Origin of the sequence: Aliivibrio sifiae (genome assembly GCF_002954715.1) — a bacterium.
Lineage (GTDB): Bacteria > Pseudomonadota > Gammaproteobacteria > Enterobacterales > Vibrionaceae > Aliivibrio > Aliivibrio sifiae.
This window is the reverse complement of the sequence record NZ_MSCP01000005.1, coordinates 9,172-30,319: the sequence shown is the minus strand read 5'-3', so window position 1 is coordinate 30,319 and position 21,148 is coordinate 9,172. Positions and strand designations below refer to the sequence as shown.

Below are 21,148 nucleotides of genomic sequence, written 5' to 3'. Positions count from 1 at the left end.
TCTAAAAATAAGGGGAAATTAATTACAGTCGTTGCTGTGTTGCGATGGTAAAAATAAGGGAGATAAGCCCACCGGCACTGAGGGCGAAAACCATCGCCGCCAGTATTTTTAAGGTGTTCTTTGCAAGGGTTTCGATAAGCGCGACTTCATGCAGCAACAGCTCGCTGTGCATGTCGGCGCTCTTTTTTAAGGTTTCAGGGGTTTTTCCTATTTCTCCGAGTTGGGCCAAGGTGTCTTGCTCTTCTTTGTTGAGCAAACCCACATCAAAAATGGCACCAATGTTGGTGATGCCTGCGCGTATTTGATTGAGCATTCTTGCGGTGTGCCACACCACATAAGGGGGCGCGCTGTCTTGGTAGTGAATGAGAGCGTCTTTTAATCCAATGCCAGCCAGAGTTTGGTGGCTAATGGAGGTTAAAAAGTGCGCCGTATGAATGAGGCGGTATTGACGAAAAAGAAGGACGTTATCCAGTTTTTTTCGGTTGGGGTTGACCCATTTGGGCAGCGCCACAACGATCGCTATTAATGATAATATCAATATAATAAGAAGCACACCGCCATAGTCGATAAAAAACCGCCCGAATGAATCGGCAAAAGATGCGAGGCTTCCCCATCGTCGTTTTGGCAGTTGCTCCTCAAGCATGGGAAACACAAACAGAGCAATCAGGGCGCTAGCACCGAGTAGGGCGATAATGCCTACCATGGGCCCCGCGAGGGCCTTGGCCAATACCGTGGTTGACGTGCTTTGGGTTTCAATGGCGTTGAGCGCATCCTTAAGTCCTTGTTGAAAATCCCCAATGTGCTCACCCGCCAGCAAACTCTGATACGCGATGGGGGAAAGCCAGTCTTTTATGCCTTGTGAAAAGCCGGCACCTGAGCCCAATGAGCGTTTGATGTCGGTGGCCACTTGTCGTTCAGTGTTATCCCCATAGGTGATGATTTGGTTAATGATGGCTTTTTGATGCAATCCAGCACTGGAAAGTCGCTCTATCTTATGCAGAAATTTGGCTTGTTTTTTTGCGTTGAATTGACGACTTTTTTTCCATGAAGCAATGTCCATTTATTCCTCCTTAAAAAAGCCGTCATACACATTGGTCTTAGTGTCCACCAAGAGGTCATTGACTCGGCCCGCGCACGTTAATACATCCATCTCACCGCGTTTTATTTTCAGCAGTGCATGATCCTTTACAGACTTAAACCCTTTTTGTTGTAAGGCGGTTTCCCAGCCTAAGTAGTCTTGATTGAAAATGAATTGGCGGTCTTGATTGTCCAAGACAATCATTTCCACTAAAGAGGTTCGGCCTTTTTCCCCTTGGGTGCAGTGCTCACAACCTGTTGGGTTTCGGTAACGAATGCCTTCAAGATGGCCATCCAATTCGCTGTGCCACTGGTTTATCTTGGCAAGCGTTGCCTCTTCATAATGAAGAGACAACGCTTCATGGGGTAATTTGCAATGAGGGCAAAGGGTACGAACCAAGGTCTGATAGACCCAAAGTTTCATTAGGTTGGGCGCGGCAATAACCGCTTTGGGTACGTGCATTTGTTCATTTAAAGTATGAGCAATCCCCATGGCGCTGGAGGTGTGCATGGTGGTAAACATAATTTGGCCTGTTTCCCCTTTGCGACACACGCTCATGGCGCCTTTTTTGTCTCGCATTTCCCCATGCGATTCAATGTCCACATCATGACGCAGTAACGCTTTGGCATGAGTGAAAAAACCATCGGCGTCATCCCCAAGATTGATGACCGAGGTTTGAATCACCCCTAAATCAAATTCCACTGGATCCTCTAAGGTGTTAATCGAGCGGCCTTGGTCTTTTAACTCACTAAGGGTGGCGGCGATGGCCGTGGTTTTTCCTGAGCCCACTTGGCCCGTGAGAATGCACACGCCAGAAGGGCTATTGGCAAAGTCTCGCATGGCGAGAACGTGGCCAGCTTCCCAACCAAGCTCATCAAGGTGTGGAATGGTTTCGTCTTTATTAAGCCAACGAAGGGTCACTTGCCCGCCTTTGTCTTTGGCGGGAATGTACGCGGCACGCCAAATGGTGTCACGTTTCACCCCATCACACTCAAGGGTTAAAATAACGCGACCGTTGTTGATTTTTGACACATAGAAATCGTCGTCCTTATCGACTGCAAGCTCGTTAAACAAATAACCAAACAAAGCCAAACCATAGCGGTACTCAGGAATGTTCTTGTCCATGTAAACCAGTTGGCCATCGACACGAGCCAATAAGCGAGTTTCGTTTTTATACAGCTCAATATGAACATCAGAGGAGCCTTTATTAACGGCGTTTTGCAATAGACGTCGAACACGGCGCGCCACTTCCGATTGTTTGTCGTCATCGAGCACCACGCTCGACTGGGTTTCTTGGCTCTCTTCCAGCACCCTTGTGATGACGCTTTGCTCACACAGAATGACGTGAAGGCGTTTGCCCAGGGCATCCTCCAGAAGGGAGGGCGTTTTGGTGACAAGCGCCTTAATTTCATTGATGGCAGGGCTGGTAAAATCAGACGTATAAATATCCCCGTCTTGATGAAGCAGGGCATTTTGGTGAGTAAAGTAAATGGATTTAAGGCCATCGTTGCTCACAAGGTTAGTTAATTCCATTCACCTCTTCCTCTTCATTGTCCGAGCGCTTGATGGTTGGTTTGGCCATGTAACGGGTAATGCGTTGGCCGTTATCGTTAAATATCACGGCGTTTTTAGTGATGTCATCAACCACAAGGTGATTGAGGCGGGCGCCTTTTTTAATCGGAATGAGTTGGCCTTCAAGCTCAACCCACGCGACAACGCGGTCGTCTCTTTTAAAGATGCTTTTGACGGTGATGCCTTGGGTCATTGAGAGCGTTTTAAACTGTGGGACTACGTTAATTACTGGTTTTTTTTCAACGGGCGCCTTGGGTGGGTTGGCGATGAGATCATAAGTTTGTGAGGCCTTTTTCTCTTCAATTTTCGCTTTGAGCTCACGGGTCTTAATGTCACTGGCATAGGCTTGCTGCAGTGAATCAAGAATGTCGTTGGTTTCTTTAGTGATAGGTAGAACAATAACGGTTTCTTTGGGTGTTTTTTGATGCGCCTTTGGCGTTTGATTTTGGGTTTGTTGTTGCTCCCAGACTTGTCGTTGAAGGGCTAACGTGTCGTGGGTTTTGCTTTTACTTTGGTTATCAATGCTCGATAGCAGAAGGTGTCCACTCATCGCAATGGCGGCGAGAATCATCAGTGAATACCCTATTTTTTTCTTGGTGTTCATGGGGTGACTCCTTGTAGAGTGAGGTGTAATTGCCCAGATAAAAGAGCGCCCTTGTCCAGACTAAGATCCAGTTGATTGAGCGTGAGCATTGGGCTTTGTAGTGACTCACTCAATGTTGATAGTGCGCCCAGTGGCAATCCGGTAAGGGTGAGTTGGTAGTCATGAAGGCGTCGCTGTGTGGTTGAGCTGGCCTCTGGCATGAGTGCAACCACAATCCCCAGCAGTTGCCATTGTTGAATCAGCTGTTGCTCATTCTCTTTGTTGTAGATAGGCAATTCACGATACGCGTGGTACGTCGCTAAAGGCAGGTGAAACCCGCCTTCTTTTTTTGAGTAGTAGCTCATTTGTGTGGGATGGCGTTGTTGCCACTGCGCCCATTCCTTACGATTACTGGTATTAAGTAACGTAAGGCTCATGTCGAGCCGTTTGTCGTTAAGCACAATCTTGTTGGCCTCAACGCCATCGGGCATAAGCGCGCCCATCACAAGAGCACGCTCGGCATTGTTGAGGGCCGTCGATGGAATGACCGCATCTTGATAGGTACTTAGCCATTGGGCTTCTGGACTGAGCGTTATCACCACTGGTTTGGGTGGTGCATCCTCTGGCATAAGAAAAAAAACACCGGCACCCATCACCATCATCAAAAACACAATCGTATTGATGCGATTGCCTTTGGCTTTGAATTTGGTTAATCGATAAGGACTGAGGGTGCCTTCATCAAAGAGGGGCTGAGAAACAGGCTCGATCTGTTTTTCATCCATCCCCTCCAATGAAGGCAATGTGCTTGAGGTATACACGTGCTTTGCTTGATGAATGTCATAAGAAAAGACGTCCATCAATAACGAGAAGGAGCCGCCCTTTTCTTGTAGGACGCCATCGGCGTCCATCACGCAGCCATACCATGAATGACTCTCCCGTTGCTCAAGATAAACCGACAAATGATGCGGTTTATTCAAGCACTCCCGAACGTATTCGCCATAGCAAAGCAATGGCGAGTGGCCATAGTAGCGATGGATGTGCGTCGAGGTAGTGATGAGTTTTTCATATGGGGCGGGGAATTGCGCTCGGTGCAATGGTAACTCATGAGAAGAAAGGGTGGCAAGTGAGGCCAGTTCCATAGTTGTTACTCCACTTTTCTTGGGGTTAATAACACCAAGGTTTCAACGGTGTCGGTACTTGAGCCCGTACCACCAAGCCATGAGCTCCAAAAACTCTCGGTTTTTTCAGCCAAACGACTGGTTTGTTTGATGGAGGCGATGACGTAGGTTTGGCCATAGCGCAATTTGTTGGTAAAAGTGATCTCTGATTTTTGTACCGTTAATAATTGAAGGTCAATGTCGGCGACGTTTTGATCTTCTCGGTTGGTGATTTTTTGCAGTTGACCTGAAATCCTGAGCCACACATGATTGCGTTTAACGTTGGCGGTTATCATCATATCAACGCCTTCCACTTCGGTGTCACGAGTCACACTGGCAGAGACGACGCCTTCACTTGAATCACTGGAGACTTCGGAGAAGTAAGGGACGACTTGTTGTTGGGTTATTTTTGCTGGTTGATTATTGAGAGCCATGGCGGTGATTGGGGTCTCGGTTGAGACACTGCCTTGTTTTTTCAGCACCGTGATCAAGCTTTCGGTGCCTGACCATTTTCCTGTGCCGGTAAAGGCCAGACCGTATCCGGCCCCTTTTGATACCGTTGTTGTTCCTGGCACAAAAAACTGGAGTAATCCGTTGCTGGTCTCACGAACAATGTTCCAATCAATGCCGCGCTCGGTGCCGAGGTTGGATTTGAACTCTAAGACGCGAATGTCGAGCATGACTTGTTTTGATAAGGCGGTTTGCGCGTTATCAATTAGGCGATTGACCTCTCTCATCTTATCGGGGGTTGCACGAACGGTGATGCTTGAGAGTGAGGGCGCGGTGGAGACGGCGTTCTCGGCGGCGTCATCGCCCCCAAGCAACTTGACTATTCCATCGGCTATCTCATCGACAATTTGCACTTCATTGTATTCCACGTTTAAAAACTGACCTTCCACTCGGGCCGAATCGGAGTCGCCTTCTTCACCTTGTGAGCCAAGTTGGGCCGAATATTTCCCCGCCGGAATATTGATGGAGAAAGTGTCGGTCACGTATTGAGTGATTTCGAGTCGGTTGGCGTTGGCTGAAATGCCATAACCGGTTTCACGAGAGAGCAGATTTAACACATCCAAGCGCGTGGATGAGAAATTGAGTGAGACCAACTTGTTGGGCTCCACCTCTTCGGAGAACCAAATGGGTAAATGTATGCCATTCATTATCTCTTCAATGACAATAGAGAGGGGCATGTCAGAAACGTTCACGGTGATGTCATCGTTGAGCCACGCGGTGTCGATGTCTTGGGTAATAATGGATTGAGAGGCGGGTGGCAAAGTAATGTAGCCGACTTTGTTGCGCTTAGCTTGGGTGGTGTAGTCGCTAATTTCTTGGTGTATTTCGTTGTTCTTTTTTAGGTTGTCTTTGTACTCTTGGGAGCTGCAACCGAGCAACAACAGAGGGACAATCAATAGAATAAAGGGCTTCATTAGTTTTCCTCAAGGATAAAGACTTGATTGGTGGACTCTAAAATCTCAGAGCGCACAGGGTAGGTTGAAAGCACCGTACTTAGGGCGCTATTGATGTCATTTCTTTTGGTCAGAAGATAATATTCAGCCCCAAAGGTGTAGTCATTCAGGGCCAACCAGCTTCGGGCGGCGGTTTTCTCATCACTCCAATGAAAGCCATAATTGATGACGACATTGTGAACCACCGATTGTAATGAGCTGCCTTTGATGTGGGTTAAGCGGGGCTCTTCATCAAAATCATAAATGCCAAGCACATTGTCTTTTTCAGAGGCGGTGAGTCGCAAAGGGGTACGTAAGGTATTGGACAACTGGCTCATGACTTTTTTTAGGGTCCCGTGATAGTCCATGGTCTCAGTGGCCTTGGCGCTCATGGTTTTCATGTGGGTGTCCGTCATTGACCAGACCAGATTGTGATAACCGGCTTTTTTGCTCCATCGTCGTATCGCGACGCGGTATGACTCGCCAGCGCTGAGGGTGAATTGATGCATCTTATTGTTTAATGGTGACGCATTTTTCTCACTGACCTGACTTTGGGCAAGGGCTTGTTTTCTGGCTAAATCCTCGGCGCTTAAGCGCGTTTGTGACGTCACGGTAGGTTTTAAAATGGACAAGTCCATTTCAAGAACGTGGCGAGTGGCAAGCGCAAAATATTCGCCTTGTCCCTGGTATTGATTGCTGCTGCATGCAGATAACAATAAAAAGGAGGTGAGTAAAAGAATAAGGCGGCGTGCTCTGTGGATTTTTATTGATAGTTTCATTAATGACCTCGTGCAACGCTAAGTAAACGGTGTTTTTTATCCAGTAAGATGGTGTTGTCACTGCCAATCAATATTTGTATCGCATCGAGCACTGGCATGGTGCGATGCAGCTTTGCGGACGCAGGGATTGGCACGTTCAGAATCGTATTGGCGTTTTTGGGCGCGGGGTATTCCGTCACCACCTGATAACCAAGTGGCGTAATGAGCCAATCAATGGCGTGTCTAACGGTAGTCAACTCGGGGGGCCACACGGTTCTGACGGAGACTTGAAGTGGATCCACATTATTGAGTAGTGGGGCGGCGTTAAGTGTCGTGCAGAAAAAAAGCAGGCCAATGCCTACTTTTATTTTTGTTTTAAGTTGGGTGCGTCTGTTCATAGATAGTCCTCGTAAATATTGCGCCACGGAGAAAGAAAGACTTCCTCCTCAATCATGATGTTCATGCTTTGTCCCGCACGTAGGGTGATCGTGGGTTTGAGAGATAAGTATTTTTGAGCAAGAGGGGCAACTTGCTCTCGACTGCTTTCACCTACGTCGCCCAAGTAACTGGAATCACTGTCACCGCCAGAGCCGTCTCGACTGGTTTGTGTTCCCACCAAGGCGTAAGCGGCGACCCCAAAGAACTGCGCCATTAAGTGTCTATCGACTTCACCGCCAAGGGCGCTAATGCCTTCTCTATCGAGTCCAGATGACTTACTCATGTCGATTTTGTTGCCGTTTGGCAACACAATCCACGGGACGGTAATGCCCATGCGACTGCTGATGGGCTCATTGACGTTGCCAATGGAGACGGATTTCAAAATGACCTGAGCCCCTTTTGGGATGAGAACGTACTCACCACTGATATCAAACACGTCCTGTGACACCGTGGCTTTAAACGAGCCGGAGTAATCACTGTTGGTTTTGAATATCGTAATGGCGGGGATGAGCGTGCCGATAGGCAGCTTAAGTCGTCCCTCGGTAGAGGCGTTGTAGGTATTTTCTTTGGTAAACCCAACAATGTTGGACGGTGGCTCTGAAAATGACGCTTCTATGTCGCTGAGCTGGCTTCTGTCTAATGTGCTGGTGTCCCCTTTTAAAATGCGCTGTTTGAGCGCGTCAGCTTGTTGCAATCGGCGCGCTATCATTGCGCGCTGCTCATCGCTTGAGAGAAATTCGTCAGGTAACGTCGCGGGTTGGTGTGGTTTTATGTCTTCTTTCGTATCGCTGGTTGATTGAGCCGGTAAGCTCACCGGAGGAGTTAATCCCCAAGTCGAGCGAGTGGACAGTTGCGCGCGTTTGGTTTCCAGTGCCTGGTGCTTTTTCTTTTCTTGCTCAACGGGATCGGGTTGTAAATAATTGCCTACCTCATCGGTTGTCGGTGTGTTGCTCCTGTAGTTGGAGTTGGAAAAAGAGGTCGGAGCAAGCGCGGTGGATTCGGTTGCTGGCGGGCGCTTTGTCACGATGTTATCAAAGACCTTGTTCTCAAAGTTCGCGCTGGTATTGACGCTCGATGAGGACGGTTGATATTGAGGGGCAATGTCTTCGGTGCTATCGGCTTTCTCTTTATTGAGCGTATTAAGCAGAAATAACAAGCAAATCCCCCCAAAAACGAACCCAAAATAGATCATTCCTTTTTTCTTGTTATCGACGGTTTCTTCTTTGTGCTCGGTGGTGTCATTGGAGGGGACAACAATGGGTGGCTCGCTCTCTTTTTTATCCTCATTCATCATCCGTCTCCTTTTTCAATATCACGTTGAAGGCGTTTTATGATGGCGCAGCCTTCCTCAACGGACCAATTGGCGGTCGTGCCATGAGTGTAATGAATGGCTTGCTCTATGTTTTTTTCGTGATGACGCCAATAAGTGTGCTGTTTTTCAAGGGCGTTACTTAAGCGTAAGCGATCGTTACTTTGCATGGCCGAGCCAATAAAATGCAAATTATGGAGCATGTCAGAAAGCCACATGACGGACACGCGTGATGTATTTTCATCTAGCGTTTCTTTTCCACAGTAATTGCTGTTGAGGCGAATGGTCATGGCGATTTTTGAGGTGTAATTTAAGAGGCTCCCCATGTGAGGCAGAAGAGAAAGCGTGGTCATTATAAATTCCCTTTGGTTGAATTGTCTGAGCGAGTAATGGTTAAACTGACCTCATCCACCCGCAGGGTGAATTGTGGGTAGATACCGGTGATTTTGTACATCGCGTATTCATCAATGTAGTCGGTTGGGGCGATGGCGTTCTTACCACCAATAAAGGTTTCGACGCTTAATATTCCTCGGTTGGGATTGGCTAAGCGAATGTAGGTAAATTGGCCATCGTCATACACATCACTGATGGTGTTACGCCCGACAAATTCGGTGCCTTCTTCCCATGAATAACGGGTGTAAATACGAAAGCGGTATTTTTTTAAGGCGGTGATGACGGATTGTTTTCGTTCAAGCTCGGCAGTCTGTTTGACGACATCTACGTTCTTTTCCAGTTGAGCAATTCTGGCAATGTCGCTGCTTGAACGGGTTGGGATCACTGGTTGTGGGGCTTTATGAGCAAAGCCTTTGATGGCGCCTCTGGCGGTCTCATCAAAAAAGCTCGGTGTGGGATCTAAAACGATACAAGCTTGATTCGTCTTTAGGGGGGAGCGCATGGCGCTGATATCAATGACGTTGCCATCATCCATAAACGCATAAATTAACGTGCCTTCGCCTTCCTTTAAGGCGGAGTTGGGCTTTAACACCAGTTGATTGGTGCCGACTATCCCTTCAACATCCCACAAGTGATTGTTCGAGGTGGCGGGTTTGGCAATAAGGTTAGCGGGGAGTTGAATACGGGTGCCCATGTTAAGGGCGGACTTTACGGTGACGATGTCCCCGTGATTGAATTTGATTTGCTCACAACGCGCGGCGTGCGCGCTAAAGCTCGACGCCCAAAAAAGAGCCACGATAAAGAGTGTCTTCATGATGGTTACTCACGTTCAATGTTCAGTTGTTGGGACAATACGACAATGCCGATGGGGTTGAGTCGTAAAAAGGCCATGGATTGGGTGGCCAGCTCGTATTTATCCATTAATTGCCATTGCAGGCTTAACACCAGTTTTTCTTTGGTGGTTTTTCCCATGCGTTTCGTCGTCCGAGTTAAATAAATATTGCTTCGTACCACCTCACTTTCACTGCCATCGACTTGAATGGCGGTGATTTGGTCGTAATGCTCAATGCCATCACGCATCTCTATCGTGACAGTGTCACGACTTGTGGCGATGTTGGCCGCTTTTTCAATGGCGTTAAACCCACGGTTTGAGAGAAACTCACTTTTTAATGTGTCCCCCATGAATGTCGCAGCGTCAGACCAATCAATGGCGATGGTGCTTGGATTGACTTGATAACGAAGGGTGGTGTATCGACTCAATAGACTGTCAATGGTGGTTTTAAAGTAGAGCTGACTGTCTTGAGGTTGGTAATCAACAATGGACCACGATCCATTCGGGGCGAGTTTGACGTACACAATTTCTTTGTTGTTGTTTGCCTTTAAAAAGGCAAACCACGAAAAGGCCAGTGCCAAAAAGAGAACAAAGACCAAAGAAAGGGTAATGGCGAACCATCGGTTGCGCTCAGCACGGAGTGCGGCTTTTTGTCGATGCTCACGCTCAATGGCCTCTTGGCCACTGGGCGTATCGACGATAACGCTGGATTGCATAGACATTCCTTATAAATAAATTGAGTGGATGGCTACATGAATTTCCCTATGGCCATTTTAGTGAGTTTGGATGCGCCAGAGGACGCACCTCGACTTGGGGAGGCAACGGCGCCGACTAAAGCCGTCGTTATGGTTAATGAAGACACCACAAGAATGATGCTTAAAATACCGGTGACCAGTACATCAATATTATCGGCACCATTCATTGCCATATTGACGACTCTGTCTGTAGAGCCGCAGGATGAAAAATCGGTTGAATCGCCACAAACAATGGCCCCGATGGAAGAGAACTGAGCTTTAATAGCTAAGGCCACCAAAGAGCCAGTGGCTCTAAGCACAATCAATAAAAAGAGGCTGCCAAGGGTGAATCGAAACCAACCATCAAATAAATTTCGAGTGGCTGGGTGTATTAATAGGGGAATAAATAAAACCCCCAGTATCTTGGCCAGAGCTAAGGTCCATACTGCCCACGAGCTGATGGCGAACATCACCAGTTGTAAAATAATGGCCACGAGATACCACAGCGCCGCGTATATCACATCCCCTACAGGCATCATAAAAATGGAGACGTCTTCGTTGTACATGGAGTTAAACGCGTGAGTGACCCACTTAAATAAGAAAAAGGGATCGCGATGACCGGTGGCCACTTCTTGAATAGTGAGCCCAAGCTCATCAAATAGGGCGACGGCATTATCAAAAGCGACTTGATAACTGGCAAACAAAAGTAAGGAGACAAACACCATGATGGTGGCGTTCACCGTGCTCTCTAAGTCAAACCCATCGAGCATGAACTTGGCGACTTCCGTGAAATAGACAATCACGACTAAGACAATGAACAAACTCCATGTGAAGGCGCTTATCTGACTGTTGTTGAGTAAGGTATCGACAAAAACCGTAATGTCTTGGGCGAACGTTTGTCTAAAGCTGCTACTGGCACTCATCGTATTGGCCTCTCATCAATGACAATGCCTTCGGCTTTGGTTCTTTTGATGCGCTCTAATTGACGTAGCTTTGCCTCAAGCTCTAATCGCGCCGCTTGATGACTGAAACTGTTGTCGGCGCCCATTGAAGAGAGACTCATTTCGTTATTGGTGGCGATTTGGTCAATCAGTATCTGGTTTTGCTCTACCATGAGTTGCAAGGTGGCAAGCTCACTTTGTGAGCCTAGCCCCACGCGTTGTTTATCGACGTGGGCAATGTCTTCGCGACTTTGTGCGTTGAGGTTTCGATAAAACGCGCGCTCTACCGACTGATTGTTGGCTTCACTGGCGCGGTTGTAAGAAAAGGCAATGTCGCTGGGAACGTAAGTGAGCGCATCTTGGGCAAGAGAGTCCAGATTATCGCGCGTGCCAATGTCAGTAAAGCGACGACTAAGCTCAACGGTTTGGGGGACATCTGTGTCTTTAGTGTGGTTCTCGTACAATCGGTTCATGTCACTGCTGATGGCGCGATAATCTTTTCGCTCTAACTGGTTTTGTAACCCTTCGACCTGATTGAGAAGCACCTGGTACTCTCTTAAGGTTTGGGTGTATTGGTCGATGGCGGTTAAGAGTTGGTCGGTATTTAATCCGGTTTGTTTTAGTATTTGCTCATACTCTTTGATGAGTTGGGTGTATTGAGTTACGGACTGAACCAGTCCTGCGATATCAACCACGGGAAAACCAGAAGCAAGGGGTTTCAAGGATAAGCAACTGCTTATCATGACGATGAGCAGTTTTTTCTTGGTTGCATAAAGGGGCATGAGGTTATTTCCTTAATCCGAGCTCATTCACTATTTTATCGATGGCGACATCAATGTTGCTTTCTTGGGCGTAGATACGCATCGCAAGCGCCGCTTCATGCGGCCTAGAGGTCGCAATCACGTATTGCTCTGGCTCAACGTGTAAGTTGACGACTTTGGCGACGCCAATGTCCATTTGTTTAATGAACGCTTGTTGCTTTGGAATGAGGTTTAAAATGACGTGGCATTCGTGAGGGGAAAGAAAAGGAAAGGCCTCGATGTACTCGTGCTCACTCATTTCTTTGTCACTCATGAAAATAAAGGTGGTTGCGGCGCTTCGCAGCGTGGACCATTCATCAAGAGAGGAATAGTGCTTAGGGGATTGAGTCCAAAACCCCATGCCGCCGCCATGCTTAAACCACGTTCGGGCTTTTTTAATGAGAAATTCCGCGGCGCCTTTTTGGGAAAGGACGTATTGGCACTCATCGACTTCTAAAAATTTAGCGCGCTCTCGATAGTCTGGGTTTTCAAACAAACGAACCGCTCGAAAGAAGAGCTCGGTGTTCACTAGCGCGGCTAAGCGTGGGAGGTCCTTGACGCCTTCGGTGTTGTAGACCGAAAACGGTTTGTCTAAGACCCCAATGGCGTCCACGTCATTATCAAACAAACGGCCATAAAGCCCGCCTCGTTTAAAGTAGGCCAATTTCTTATTCACACTCGGGGCGCATTGCCCAAGCATGGCGGAGAAGTTTTTCAGCGCGTCATTGTCTTGGGAGATGGTCGTCAAAATCGCGTGGTCTAATTGTTGTTGCTCCTCTGAGGTGAGCGTTTGCAGTTCAATGGCTTCATTCTCTTGAAGCATGAGGCGTATCAGTCCCATCATGTGGCGGCGAAAGCCGTCATCATTACTTCCAGTGGCCATCATAAACGGGTTAAAGCCTTCACAAGTTTGGGTGTCACTTAAGCGAAAAATCGCGCCCTCTTCTTGAAAAAAGCGTGCAATGGGCTCAGAGCCATTATCAATGTCCATGGCGCAATACATGCCGCCTAACTTTGAAAAATGGGTGGCCACGCAGTTTTTAAAAAAGGTTTTTCCGCTTCGTGTGGGGCCCACACCAATGACCAAGCATTTATCGCCAACAAACGGGGTGTAGTGAAACGGCACGCCATCATCACTTTCTAGGATGTATAAGGCTTCTTCTTTTGAGGCGCCAAACTCCCATTGAGGCAATCCCACGTTTGAGCGATAAAAAAGAGACAGGGCGGCGGCTTGGGTGGTGTTGATGGTGCTGGTACGAAGCGAAGTGGGCATGGCACCAAGCAAGATACTTTCATACGCATCAAGCAGTCCAATGCTTTCCCATAGCAGATGAAAATGCGCGTTCTCCAGAACTGAATTAAGGCGCTTAACCCTTTCATTGACTAAATTCGGCGTAGTATCAAAGACAACAATTGTGGATTTAAAGGTGCCGTACTTATCTGAGTCGTGATTGATGCCATCTAATTCAGATAACGTTGCCTTGAGTCTTGGATTAGCATTGATTTTTTGCCTCATTGAATCGGATGAAGAGGTGCCCATGACTAAATCGGTGATGGTCACTTGTGAGCGATAAATCTCATCTTCACGAGACTTTACCATTCGATGTTTCTCTGGATTTGAGAAGGGAGTGAAACGGGTAAAGAAGAGGTAATTGCCTTTTTCAAGTGAAGGGGCTAGCTCTGAGCCCCATGCGCTCTCAGGGGTACTTTCCATTCCGACGCCTTGCACGCTGGCAATGCGGGCATAAATGGTTTGCTCTGCGGTGACTTTTAAATAATGGATGCCATTGATGACAACCGGTTGAACTTCCACGGTGGCCAAATATTTATCCCAATCAGAAGAAGGGGCCATTTCGTCCGAGCGCGATAAATAAGACGGGGATAAATGTACTAACGCTTTTTGTAGAAAAAAGAGTTGGCCATCATTGAGCTTATTGTTTGAGAGTGAGCGAAAGCTTAATCCTAAAAGTAACTTATCCAAGGCGTCATTGAGTGCGTCCATTTGAGCCAGCAACGCTCTACCTTCGAGTAAATGACATTCTCGATGAGATAACGCTAAAAAGAACTCATGTCTCTTGTCTTTATTAAAGAGTGCATTAAAAAAGGCAGTAACCAGTCCCTTGCCTTCGGTCAGTGACGATGAAGGGGCAATATCAATCGCCCAATAAAGAAAAGACTGGTTGATGTCTCGCTTGTTCGTTAAGAACTCAGCACGACGCGTGGACACAAGGTTACTTCTTGGGTTATCGCGCTCAGATAATGTCACAGGGATATTATTTTGGTGAAAGTAATACTGCGTCAAACTTGCATCAACAGGTAAGCGTTGAATAAGGGAGCGTAATAGGTGTGTAATTAGGGATTTGTCGGTGTCACTGAGCAGTGCTGGCTCGGCGCCTGAGAGTTCAAGAACGCCAATAACATGGCCAGTATCAGTGATGGCCATGGAATCCATGGCCGCAAAGGTGTGAATGGCGTGATTTAATGCGGCCATAATGTCTCCTGTTTAGAATCCTTGTAACCAAGTGATGAGCGTACCGATACCAAATAATCCAATGGCACCAATACAGCCTCGAAAAACCCAACCCATGGCGGCACCTGCTTGTTTGGGGATGAATACCCATAAGCCAATGCCTGCCACCAGAGCGACAAAAATGACAAACAGAGTGCCAGTGCCTCCAAGAAAATCGACGATCTCTTGGAAGAAGTCGGCAATGGGACCAAAGATACCACCGCCACTTGAGCCTAAATCGACAGAGCGCGCGTAAGCTAGAGCGGGAAAGAGAGGAAGAAGCAAAAGATTAATGTGAGTGTGTTTCATTTTTTTCTCCATTGATAAAAAGGAATGACTCGATGAGTCAATAAGACGCGAACGTCTTTTTTTTCGATACTCATTGAACTAAAGGTGGTGCGAACTAAGGAGTGCATCCAAAGTCGCCATGCATAAGGATCGTCTTTATGAATGTGGCGCATTGGGGTAAACAGCAGTAAGGACCACCCTAGCCCAAGTAATAAACCAATAAAAAGCCCACTCAATGAAATCAATAAGCCTGCTCCAAACCCACTAAAGAGTAAGGTAATGGCGAAGACTTCCACAGGAAGGCCTAGAATGAGGGTGATATTTTTTAGGGCTGAGGTGTGTTTGAGTTTTGGATTAATTGTTTTTGAAATCATTCGTTCCCCGCTCGATTGTTAAACCAGTTGGGTTTGTGATGTGTTTTTTGGGTTTCCAGCTCAACGGCATCAATGGATTGTCGATGATCTCTTGAGTTTGTACCGGCTTCATTACGTTATCCTTACTGTTCATTGAAGGGGTTACCCAAAACAGTCGATGAGGTGAGCTTTTTCCTATACGGGTAGGTGAGATGATAATCATTAATGGCCTACTTTTTAGAGGGGAAGTTACCTAATATCACTCAGTAAAATGAGATTAGGTAACTTAGGATATTAGTGTTGCAGGGTTTGATATGGCTTGAGAGGCATAAAAGTTTTAATGACATTGCCATTGTTGTCTCGGTGCCAGTGTAAAACGCGATAAGAAAGAGGTTGAGTAAATTGGATCGCTTTATCTACGTTGCTTTTTTTAAGTTTTGACATAATGAGTCCTTCCAAAAGTAAAATCCAACTCACATTACAATCAATCGGATGCATTGATTACCCTGCCAAATAGGGGGTGATATGTCCTTGGGACACTGACAAATTATTACGGGCATTTGTCGTTAATCATCAAAGAGGGCGTCTTGACGTTCACACGTGAATAATCCGGGAGATGATAAGCCTTGGCGCTGGTTATTAAAGAGCAAAAATTTTATTAATTAGGTTTGGCTTTTTTTTCAATTAGTTGGGTCAGGTCAAAATTAGATTTAGGATGATTATGTTTCAAGATAATCGATTCTAAAATATCGGAGATTAATTTTGTTGTCCCACCATTGCCATGTACTTTATATCCAAATTCAGTTGCTAGATCGGTAATATCACTAGGTAATCCATCTCTAACAGGAATAGATAGTTGTGCCATATAAGTACCTATTAATTTGATTAATGTAATGTAGATATAATAAGTTAATGTATTATTTATTTCGTGGTGATTAAGAACAAAAATAATCAATTTTAATATCATGCACTTAAATTATATGTACGAGTTTTTTTATTGTTTTATGGTCATTATTGTTACGTTCAATTTAATTGATGTAAATATTGATGATGTAAGTGGGTAAGAAGTAGGTGGTTGTTAGAGGAAGTGAGTAGAAGTGGGTAGCCCACTTCTACTATAGTTAACGTGTTTTTATATTTTTTGATAAAAATACATTATCGCCATCTAATATGATGAAATCACTAGGTAATCGTAATGATGCGATTGATTTTTTAATGTTTTTATCTACGTGTGGAAAGATGTTCACTTTAATATCGTGAAAAGTAACACTTTTATTATTTAGAATGAATTCAAATAGTTGATGATTAGATGAGCGCTCTCTAAATGAACACAACATTAAGGCGTCTATATATAACTCTCGTGTATCTTTTATGTATACCACCTCTCCAGTGTGAATGTTTTCTTTTTTTAGTAACAGTAAAAAGAGAATGAAATTTATAGTAATAGATAAAAAGAAAATCATAGCATCTGTTTAAATTCACTAACTAACTTTGATATTCCTTTTCTCGCCTCTAGAATAGAACCACATAACATATAGGCCGGTGTGGTAATGATTTTATTTTTTTGATCGATACAAACTTGATCTGATTGTACTTCTATATGCTGGCCTCCAAGGTTCTCGATAATAGAGGCTGTGTCTGCGTCATTTCCGATGGTGCATGTAGGCTTATCATAAATCTTAGGAAGTAGAACTGGCGATATACACATGTATGCAGACGCTTTTTGTTGCTCTTTAAATTGAGATAACACTTTTTCAATATCATCATCGATAGAATACTTTTCGCCTAGGATCGCAAAGTTAGATAGATTTTTAGCAACGCCAAAACCACCAATGACAATGATGCCATCAAATTCTTTGACTTCCAGCTCTTTGATATCTTGTATGTTACCTCTCGCTATTCTTGCACTTTCGACGAGTATGTTTCTGACACCTTGTTCTTCATCTCCGGTTTGATGGTTTACTACATGGTGTTGGTTTTTATTTAAAGAAAAAATGTTATAGCTTATATTTGCCTCTTCTAATGCAAGCATTGTTAATACGGATTCATTAATTTCCGCACCATCTAAATAGCCACATCCAGATAATATTATAGCGATATTCTTTTTCATGTTAGCCTCTGATATTTTTTAATTTATAGGATAGTTTTTCAGTTGTTTTATTTTGATAGAGTTCCATAACATCCGTTATTTCATCTATTTTTACAGGAATGGATTTGTTTTCATCACAAGCAATGATATTTACATCATTCAGAAAGTTTTTAAAGTCGAAGTTTTCCTTATACCAATTTCCTAGCCTAGGAATTGATGATTTTAAACTGTTAAACTCGTTTATATAAACCGATGTTCTATGCTTTAACATGTTTTCTATTTTAATTTTTAGAGTTCGATTATTTAAGTTTTGGCCAAGTATTGATTTGAGTTCAACCAACTTTCCTCTTGAGTGATACCAAACTTGGCTTCTGACGTAAGAAACGGTCATTGATGGAGACAACAAATCATATTGAAGAGGATGGGGTTCATTGACTTGAGGATTGAATATATACAGAAACCAGCCAAGTAATCCAAATAAAGAAAAAGAAGCTAACAGTATATTTGAACGTTGTAATTTCAAAATAAGCCACCTTAATTTAATTAATTATATTAAGGTAGCTTATTTATTAAAAATTTTCTGAGATGTTTTATCCAGAAATATCATGTGAAATATGGTGGTATTTATTGATTATTACTGAACTATTACCCTCATCAATATTAATGAGCGTAATTGCTTTTCTTTTACGTTTAACTTTTCTTCACACCGAACTAAGGTTCTACGCAGGTTAGATAAATCTAGACCTGTAAACTTAGCGTATGCTGATAGATTTCCGCCTAGAGCCCAAAACATGAGAACTTGGGATTGTTTCTCCGTAAGTTCAGGAAATAGTTTTGTTGTGACGTCTTTATTGATAAGCTTTAGTGTAGACATGCTAAATACCTTTTTATTTAGTGTGTTTAGCTAACTAAGTAGGTTGCCGCCTATCTTAGTTAGCGCCAAAAATTATTTTTTTGGGAGGCCTCTTACTGCATCCATATCTCTTGTTTTTCCCTTCGAAGCTATGCGAGATAGAGTTCTTTCTGATAGCTCCCAGCGCTTTGCTATTTCAATAAATGTCCAGCCTTTTTCATTAGCTGTTTTTTGAAATTCAGTGATCTTTTTACCTGTCATATTTGTCTAGTATGCCCGTTGTTCTATAACCTGTCAATTATGACTAGTTTAAAACAAGAAGTGACTTAAGGCTAACCAATTACATTAATGTAATTAAAATTCTTCTTTTTAAACTGGACTTTTTTTAACGTTAAATTTATAATGATTCTAAGTTCTGGAGTCAAAAGTGCATTACATAGCACGCTACTACATAGTTTTCTATGTAGTGTATTTTTCAGAATTAAAATGTGTCAGACCGCGAATTTGACTATATAGCATTTGCAAAAAAGCCGACTTTCTCGAAAGGGTCGGCTTTTTTGTGTCTAAAATCTGTCAAAAAACAATCAGTTGATCTTTTAGATCTTTTACTATAGATTGATCATATTGTTTGGTTTCGCACCCAAGCAACCCTATAAACTTTCGAGAATCTAATTATGCCAAATGAAATCCATGGCTGCCCCTTGCAGCAGAGAAAATCCAGACACCACTCCTATCATCGTAATACCTTAGCTTATGCTTTGTGTGATTATGTTGAGGATGTGTCTCATGAATCCTTCTGATCTTCACTTTACACTCCAATCCAAAAAAGAGTATGACGCTGAGTATCGTGCTAAACGTAAAGTGCGTAAGCAAGAGCTGATCTCGCTTCATCATTCTGTGGTTGAAGAAGAAAACAATAAGAAGCCTAAGAATCCCTTTAAATTTGATTTTCGCTCTCGACGTTTGCTGCGCAGCGGTAAATGGGAAACTTTGCCGCCTGAATACGCGCGTATTTTAAAATCGTGTGAAGAGTTCATTGATAACCCTAATCGTTTTCCAGCGCTGAATGCCTGGGGCGGTGAAGGCGTGAATAACATTCAATGCCGACGTTTAGTGGCGAGCGTGCTTGCTTGCATCATTGTGAATACCGACTTAATCGGTGGCCGTATTGGATTACCCACGGAAGCTGGCCTTAAAACGATTAGCTATGATCATTTACAAGAAGATTATGCACTGCGTTTTGGTCGTTATATTTCGCCGAAGTCGTTTGCTAAAGCGATCTCGTATCTAAAACGCGCCGGTTATCTGCACAGTGAACGTGTCAACGTGTGTGTTGATATGAAAGAAGGCACTATTCGCAGTGCGCCTGCGTATAAACAATTCAGTGAACGTTTCTTCTCTGATTTAAAAGTGGTTCGCTACAGTAATATTTGTGCGTTGATCATTGCCTCTCGAAAACGCCAAGAAGAAAAAGGCTTACGCTTTTCTTGGATGTCGTTTAGAAACCTTGCCTCTGGTGTGCAAGAAGTGTTTAATGCAGAGAAGCTCAATGGCGTAGCTCAGAGCGTTAAAACCGTCTTTGAAGCGTATCTACCTCAGTTATCCCCTCATTAATGTGATTAACGTATCCGCGCAAGCGGAGGCATTCGCACGTCTGAACCAACCTAATTGACAAATTACGCTCCTTTTATGCTTACCATTTTCTTGTTGAACCAATAAAACGATCAATTATTCCATTTTTTATTACTAATCCTTACCCTATTTCTTTATCCACAACAAAAGTAGTGCAAGAAAGTCACCTTAAAAAAAAGCCCTAGAAATGGAAACAATAAGCGGCTGCGGTTATGAGTACTAACGTATTAGTACTTTGTATTTATATAAATAATTAAATAAATATTTAAGAGAAAAAGAATAAGAGCTATTGATACCTCCCATTAATTTTCAATCTACTCTCCATACACAAATAAACCTTTATAAGAAAATTAACGGGCCCCCAGCCAGTTCTATTCCTCAAAAACAACCACTTTATCTGTCTACTGGCTGCGCTGAACATTTCTTTCGTCATCCGACAGGAAGATACAATACACTCTGACAACTCAACGCACTTAAGAGCATCTTGGCAGGAAAGGGGCTGAGGTTACTTTTAATTAGGCGTTATTTCTTTCTCTATGGGCTTACAAACAATAACGTGGTCGTGAATGACTCTGGTCTACTAACTTAACGCATCATCGAGTCATTACCCTTTCAGGCCTCTTTAGTGGCATCACTTTGTATTTAAAAACGGTTTTAACGCGTTAAAACGCATTTTTAAATGAAAAATCACATCAATAACATAGACTTTTTTCATTTCCTGATAAAATAACCGTCTATTATCGGCTCCCACTGAGCCGTTTTACTGACATGAACAAGAATTATGAGCAAACTAAAGTATCACCAAGCATTTACTGAGCTTACCACCCTTGCTTTACTTCATTTGTACAGTTACATCGACAGAGTCTCTCAATTTGTGCCAATGAAAAAACGCAATGAGCGGCTGAATAAATTTTTAAAAAATCAAATGGCGTTACCGTGTAACGCTATCATTAAGAAAGACCTCAAAGTTATTATTGCCCAAGGACGCAAGGGAAAAAGCCTAGAGCAAAAATTAGGGGAGTTACATAAAGTAAATTGTGAGTATGGCGAAAAATTTACCGATGCAGATCATCTTTTTATTCTATTAACCTATCTTTATGAAGCGCATGGCTTTGAATCGACGTTAGATGATCCTAGTATTGAACGAAAAGCAGGCGTGATTTATTCCAATGAAGAGACCATTAGCCGATGCTTTAATGATGAAAACGTATTGATTGAGCCGTTACCCAATTTCATCATCATGGATGAGCCTGGTCGATTGGTGGATATTATTAATGGTCATGGGGGGATGTTTATCGCGGAGCATGTGTCTACTGCACCAGATGACAACTGTGCCACCCTATTACTGCATAAAATATCAGAAACTAAAAAAAGATAGGGAATTAAA

General features: G+C 44.1%; 25 protein-coding genes. 2 read left to right on the top strand and 23 right to left on the bottom strand.

Going from position 1 to position 21,148, the window contains the following annotated elements; genetic code table 11:
- Window positions 1-22 precede the first annotated feature (22 nt).
- The 23 genes from BTO23_RS20810 to BTO23_RS21425 all read right to left on the bottom strand — a co-directional run bounded on the left by BTO23_RS20810 (window position 23) and on the right by BTO23_RS21425 (window position 18,390).
- Window positions 23-1,060 carry a type II secretion system F family protein gene (locus BTO23_RS20810; protein WP_105064468.1) on the bottom strand — a complete coding sequence of 346 codons (1,038 nt, stop codon included), beginning with the start codon at window positions 1,058-1,060 and terminating at the stop codon, window positions 23-25.
- Complete coding sequence (locus BTO23_RS20805; RefSeq protein ID WP_105064467.1) at window positions 1,061-2,611, bottom strand: GspE/PulE family protein; 1,551 nt, start codon at window positions 2,609-2,611, stop codon at window positions 1,061-1,063.
- Window positions 2,598-3,254 (bottom strand): hypothetical protein, encoded by a 657-nt coding sequence (locus tag BTO23_RS20800; protein WP_105064466.1) that lies wholly within the window; start codon window positions 3,252-3,254, stop codon window positions 2,598-2,600. The genes BTO23_RS20805 and BTO23_RS20800 overlap by 14 nt, the downstream gene beginning before the upstream one ends.
- Entirely contained in the window at window positions 3,251-4,372 is a 1,122-nt protein-coding gene (locus BTO23_RS20795) for a hypothetical protein (protein WP_146107814.1), read from the bottom strand. The genes BTO23_RS20800 and BTO23_RS20795 overlap by 4 nt, the downstream gene beginning before the upstream one ends.
- Window positions 4,373-4,377: 5 nt before the next feature.
- Complete coding sequence (locus tag BTO23_RS20790; protein ID WP_105064464.1) at window positions 4,378-5,814, bottom strand: type II secretion system protein GspD; 1,437 nt, start codon at window positions 5,812-5,814, stop codon at window positions 4,378-4,380.
- Window positions 5,814-6,611 (bottom strand): TcpQ domain-containing protein, encoded by a 798-nt coding sequence (locus tag BTO23_RS20785; RefSeq protein WP_105064463.1) that lies wholly within the window; start codon window positions 6,609-6,611, stop codon window positions 5,814-5,816. Before BTO23_RS20785 ends, BTO23_RS20790 begins: the two co-directional genes overlap by 1 nt.
- A complete protein-coding gene (locus tag BTO23_RS20780; RefSeq protein ID WP_245922162.1) occupies window positions 6,611-6,988 on the bottom strand; it encodes a hypothetical protein in 378 nt (125 codons plus the stop codon). Before BTO23_RS20780 ends, BTO23_RS20785 begins: the two co-directional genes overlap by 1 nt.
- Window positions 6,985-8,322, bottom strand: a complete 1,338-nt coding sequence (locus BTO23_RS20775; RefSeq protein WP_105064462.1) for a TraB/TrbI/VirB10 family type IV secretion system protein — start codon at window positions 8,320-8,322, stop codon at window positions 6,985-6,987. Before BTO23_RS20775 ends, BTO23_RS20780 begins: the two co-directional genes overlap by 4 nt.
- Complete coding sequence (locus BTO23_RS20770) at window positions 8,319-8,690, bottom strand: hypothetical protein (protein WP_105064461.1); 372 nt, start codon at window positions 8,688-8,690, stop codon at window positions 8,319-8,321. The genes BTO23_RS20775 and BTO23_RS20770 overlap by 4 nt, the downstream gene beginning before the upstream one ends.
- Window positions 8,690-9,544, bottom strand: a complete 855-nt coding sequence (locus BTO23_RS20765; protein WP_105064460.1) for a TrbG/VirB9 family P-type conjugative transfer protein — start codon at window positions 9,542-9,544, stop codon at window positions 8,690-8,692. The genes BTO23_RS20770 and BTO23_RS20765 overlap by 1 nt, the downstream gene beginning before the upstream one ends.
- A gap of 5 nt (window positions 9,545-9,549) precedes the next feature.
- The gene (locus BTO23_RS20760) at window positions 9,550-10,278 is read right to left on the bottom strand and encodes a VirB8/TrbF family protein (protein ID WP_146107813.1); all 729 of its coding nucleotides are present in this window, start codon (window positions 10,276-10,278) and stop codon (window positions 9,550-9,552) included.
- A gap of 32 nt (window positions 10,279-10,310) precedes the next feature.
- Complete coding sequence (locus tag BTO23_RS20755) at window positions 10,311-11,219, bottom strand: type IV secretion system protein (protein ID WP_105064459.1); 909 nt, start codon at window positions 11,217-11,219, stop codon at window positions 10,311-10,313.
- Window positions 11,216-12,019 (bottom strand): TrbJ/VirB5 family protein, encoded by an 804-nt coding sequence (locus tag BTO23_RS20750; protein ID WP_105064458.1) that lies wholly within the window; start codon window positions 12,017-12,019, stop codon window positions 11,216-11,218. Before BTO23_RS20750 ends, BTO23_RS20755 begins: the two co-directional genes overlap by 4 nt.
- A 4-nt stretch (window positions 12,020-12,023) precedes the next feature.
- The gene (locus BTO23_RS20745; protein WP_105064457.1) at window positions 12,024-14,528 is read right to left on the bottom strand and encodes a VirB4 family type IV secretion system protein; all 2,505 of its coding nucleotides are present in this window, start codon (window positions 14,526-14,528) and stop codon (window positions 12,024-12,026) included.
- A 12-nt stretch (window positions 14,529-14,540) separates the two neighbouring features.
- Window positions 14,541-14,855: a hypothetical protein gene (locus tag BTO23_RS20740; protein ID WP_105064456.1), complete on the bottom strand. Its 315-nt coding sequence runs from the start codon at window positions 14,853-14,855 to the stop codon at window positions 14,541-14,543.
- A complete protein-coding gene (locus BTO23_RS20735) occupies window positions 14,852-15,208 on the bottom strand; it encodes a hypothetical protein (protein WP_105064455.1) in 357 nt (118 codons plus the stop codon). The genes BTO23_RS20740 and BTO23_RS20735 overlap by 4 nt, the downstream gene beginning before the upstream one ends.
- Window positions 15,189-15,410 (bottom strand): hypothetical protein, encoded by a 222-nt coding sequence (locus BTO23_RS21270; protein WP_146107812.1) that lies wholly within the window; start codon window positions 15,408-15,410, stop codon window positions 15,189-15,191. The genes BTO23_RS20735 and BTO23_RS21270 overlap by 20 nt, the downstream gene beginning before the upstream one ends.
- A gap of 71 nt (window positions 15,411-15,481) precedes the next feature.
- Window positions 15,482-15,631, bottom strand: a complete 150-nt coding sequence (locus tag BTO23_RS21430; protein ID WP_170066796.1) for a hypothetical protein — start codon at window positions 15,629-15,631, stop codon at window positions 15,482-15,484.
- Window positions 15,632-15,845: 214 nt separating this feature from the next.
- Window positions 15,846-16,052: a hypothetical protein gene (locus BTO23_RS20730; RefSeq protein ID WP_105064454.1), complete on the bottom strand. Its 207-nt coding sequence runs from the start codon at window positions 16,050-16,052 to the stop codon at window positions 15,846-15,848.
- Between the two features lie 594 nt (window positions 16,053-16,646).
- Window positions 16,647-17,297 (bottom strand): isoprenoid biosynthesis glyoxalase ElbB, encoded by a 651-nt coding sequence (elbB, locus tag BTO23_RS20720; protein WP_105064452.1) that lies wholly within the window; start codon window positions 17,295-17,297, stop codon window positions 16,647-16,649.
- Between the two features lies 1 nt (window position 17,298).
- On the bottom strand, window positions 17,299-17,799 hold the full coding sequence (locus tag BTO23_RS20715; RefSeq protein ID WP_245922161.1) for a hypothetical protein: 501 nt from the start codon (window positions 17,797-17,799) through the stop codon (window positions 17,299-17,301).
- Window positions 17,800-17,910: 111 nt separating this feature from the next.
- On the bottom strand, window positions 17,911-18,150 hold the full coding sequence (locus BTO23_RS20710) for a hypothetical protein (protein WP_105064450.1): 240 nt from the start codon (window positions 18,148-18,150) through the stop codon (window positions 17,911-17,913).
- A gap of 72 nt (window positions 18,151-18,222) precedes the next feature.
- Complete coding sequence (locus BTO23_RS21425; protein ID WP_170066795.1) at window positions 18,223-18,390, bottom strand: hypothetical protein; 168 nt, start codon at window positions 18,388-18,390, stop codon at window positions 18,223-18,225.
- Between the two features lie 525 nt (window positions 18,391-18,915).
- Between BTO23_RS21425 and BTO23_RS20705 the strand changes: the two genes are divergently transcribed.
- Window positions 18,916-19,743: a hypothetical protein gene (locus tag BTO23_RS20705; RefSeq protein ID WP_105064449.1), complete on the top strand. Its 828-nt coding sequence runs from the start codon at window positions 18,916-18,918 to the stop codon at window positions 19,741-19,743.
- 799 nt (window positions 19,744-20,542) lie between these two features.
- A complete protein-coding gene (locus tag BTO23_RS20700) occupies window positions 20,543-21,139 on the top strand; it encodes a DUF2913 family protein (protein ID WP_105064448.1) in 597 nt (198 codons plus the stop codon).
- The last annotated feature ends 9 nt before the right edge of the window (window positions 21,140-21,148 follow it).